Here is a 3,083-nt window from a genome sequence, read left to right on the forward strand (position 1 = left end):
GTGTCGATCCCGAGTTCGTAGTGGCCGCGGCGGATGTTCTGGACGAACGCATGCCCTACGCTTGCTCGACCATCCACCACGTGGCGGCCTTGGACGGGGCTTCGGCCGTTACCGCTGTCAACGGTCCCGGTGGGTCACGAGTGCGGCCAGGGTCCGCAGGTGTCCTTCCGCGTCCGGATCCGGTTCGGCTTGCGCCAGCGCGCTCAGGGCTGCCTCGGTCCGRCACCGCGCCTCGGTGACCGTCCAGTCCCGGCCGCCGGCCTGCTCGATCAGGTGAGTGGCGCGGGCGACGGCCTGCTGGTCCATCGCCTCCTTCCGCCCGTACAGCGTGGCCAGACGCTCGCCCGCAACCGTGCCGGAGGCGAGTGCGGCCACAACAGGGAGGGATTTCTTGCGGGCGCGGAGGTCGGAACCGACCGGTTTGCCCGTCACCTTCGGGTCGCCCCAGATCCCCAGGGCATCATCGACCAGCTGGAACGCCAGCCCCAGCTGCCGCCCGAACTCGCGATAGCAGGCAGCGACGCCGTCCTCAGCCCCGACCGCCATGGCCCCGAGCTGGCAGGCCGCCCCGAGCAGGGCGCCGGTCTTGCCCTCGGCCATTGCCAGGCATTCGGGCAGCGACACCTCGCCGCGTCCCTCGAACGCAAGATCGGCCGACTGCCCGGCGGCCAGGTCCTGCACGGCCGCGGCCAGCACTGGCACGCCCCGGGAACCTGCCGGCCCTTCGGCCGCCATCACCTGCAGGGCCGCCGCGAACAGAACGTCACCGACCAGAATCGCCAGCGGGGTCCCGAAAACCGCCCAGGCGGCCTTCCGGTGCCGCCGGCTCAGGTCCTCGTCCATCACATCGTCGTGAAGCAACGAGAAGTCGTGCACAAGTTCAACCGCCACTGCCGCCGCAACAACCGCACGGGCCGTCTCCGCTGTCTCCGCCGTTTCCGCGAGCCATCCGGCCGCACGGGCGCTCGCTAGCGTCAACGTGGGACGCACCGCCTTGCCCATGTGGTCGGCCGGCCGTCCGTGGGCGYCCCACCAGCCGATGTGGTAACCCGCCACGTGCTTGATCTCAGCGGGCAGCACCTCGACCACGGCTCGATGGGCCGGCTCCACGCGCGCCCTCGCCTCGGCGATCAACTGTGCCGCGGTCCGGCGCGTTCGCGGGCCGCGAAGGAGCGCGGTGTGGATCGGTGCTCGATTGGTCGCAGCAGCTCCACTCCCGTGTGTTGGTGTTCTCGTTCGACTCGCGCTGCGGTTGACCGGTCCGTGTCCAGCTCTAGAGAAATCAGCTCCCGCTCCTCGATCGTCGATTGCTGCCGCCGGCCCAACCACCATCCAGTCCCTCGACGCCATCAGGCTCAACCGGTCGAGGCGTCGTTACGATCAATTGCCCCCGCCCGCTGTCCGTGGCGTAACCCTTAGTAGCTGTTTTAGATCTTGAACACTGTGTGCTGTGTGTGGTCGCTTGGGTCGAGTTGGGCGTGCTGGGGCTGTCGGGTCGGGACGGTCGGGTCATGCCTCGGTCTGACCCGTATCCCTCTGATCTGTCCGACGCGGAATGGGCGTTGGTGGAGCCGTTGCTACCGCCGGTGTCGAAGGATGGCCGGCGGGAGGCACATCCCCGCCGGGAGATCGTGAACGCGATTCTGTATGTGACGCATACGGGCTGTTCGTGGCGTTCGCTGCCGAGGGACCTGCCACCGTGGGAAACGGTCTACGGGTTCTTTGCCCGCTGGCATGACAAGGGTGTCATTGCCCGGGTCCACGATGCGTTGCGGGACACCTCCCGTGAGCTTGAGGGCAGAGACCGGCAGCCAACAGCGGGGGTGATCGACTCGCAGTCGGTGAAGGGCGCTCAGACCGTGGATGCGGYCTCCCTCGGCTACGACGCGGGCAAGAAGGTCAACGGCCGCAAGCGGTTCCTCATCACGGACACGCTGGGACTCCTACTGAGCGTCCTCGTCCTGCCCACCAGCGTCCAGGACCGCGATGGCGCTAAGCGGATCATGGTGGATCACTATTTCGACCACCGGCAGTGCCGCCACCTGTTCGCTGACGGCGGTTTCGCCGGACGCTTCGTGGACTGGGCGGCCGACGTGATGAAAACCACCGTCGAGATCGTCCGGAAAAACCCCGGGCAACGCGGCTTCGAGCCCCTCCCGAAACGCTGGGTCGTGGAGAGAACGCTCTCGTGGATCACCGCGCACCGCAGGCTCGCCCGCGACTATGAAAGAAAACCCGCGATCTCCGAGACGTTCATCCGCCTGGCCATGATACGGACCATGGTCCGACGCCTACCCCGCCAGCTCGCGAACAGCGACCAGACCACACCATCCACTACAGGGAGTAGCCACAACAAGATCTAAAACACCTTCTTAGACGGAGCCGGGCGGGCTTCATGGTGAAGCCTAGCCGCGGTGAGGTGCGTGATCCGGGGGCCGCGCTCAGCCTCCAAACGCTGCAGGATCACCGTAAGCATCACAGAGACTTCCGTCATCGCGAAGACATCCCCCATGCATTTACGACTCCCGAGGCCGAACGGAATCAGGGTGTTGCGGRGTGCGTCTTTTTGAAAGGCGTGATTTCGATCTGATCTGGCGTGAATCTGCTTGAAGCCGGAGTGTCTGGACGTGGTATGACGTTCAGGGCATTACCCAATGTGATCTGTGCTGGTCAGCGGTCGATGCGAGGTCTGTCCTGACCCCGGATGGGCGGGAGGGTGCGCTGTCGGGTCAACCGGTTTCCGGCCGAAGTCTGAGATCATGCCCGGAGTTGGCCCTCATGTCCCAGGCAGGCTTCGGAGGCGCGGTGGTGGCGGTTTCTGTGTCGGTGACGGTGATGCGGGTGAACGAGGACGGCGGCACGGTGCCGCTGGACCCCGAGACCGCCGCCCTGCTCGCCGGCCCGGTGGAGGGGTTCTCCTCGCTGATCGGCTGGGCGGTGGGCGACGCCGCCGGGGCGGATCACGGCGACCGGGAGAAGGTGATCGAGCAGGACGGCCGCCGGCTGCAGCGGTCGCTGCTGGAGGCGACGTTCGCCCTCGACACTGCCCGCGAACAGCGCGTCAGCCACCTGGTGTCCGCGGC

The 3,083-nt window shown here is 67.0% G+C and carries 3 protein-coding genes; 2 read left to right on the forward strand and 1 reads right to left on the reverse strand.

What is annotated here, in order from left to right; all coding sequences use genetic code 11:
- Positions 1-117: 117 nt before the first annotated feature.
- Positions 118-1,110, reverse strand: a complete 993-nt coding sequence (locus KBI5_RS24295; RefSeq protein WP_241883170.1) for a polyprenyl synthetase family protein — start codon at positions 1,108-1,110, stop codon at positions 118-120.
- 335 nt (positions 1,111-1,445) lie between these two features.
- On the opposite strand from KBI5_RS24295, the gene KBI5_RS24300 reads away from it, so the two are divergent.
- Positions 1,446-2,363 (forward strand): IS5 family transposase, encoded by a 918-nt coding sequence (locus tag KBI5_RS24300; protein ID WP_085016597.1) that lies wholly within the window; start codon positions 1,446-1,448, stop codon positions 2,361-2,363.
- Between the two features lie 445 nt (positions 2,364-2,808).
- Positions 2,809-3,083 (forward strand): hypothetical protein (locus KBI5_RS24305; protein WP_133057159.1); only part of this gene is annotated, 275 nt, incomplete at its 3' end.

Source organism: Frankia sp. KB5, from assembly GCF_002099325.1.
Taxonomy (GTDB): domain Bacteria; phylum Actinomycetota; class Actinomycetes; order Frankiales; family Frankiaceae; genus Frankia; species Frankia casuarinae.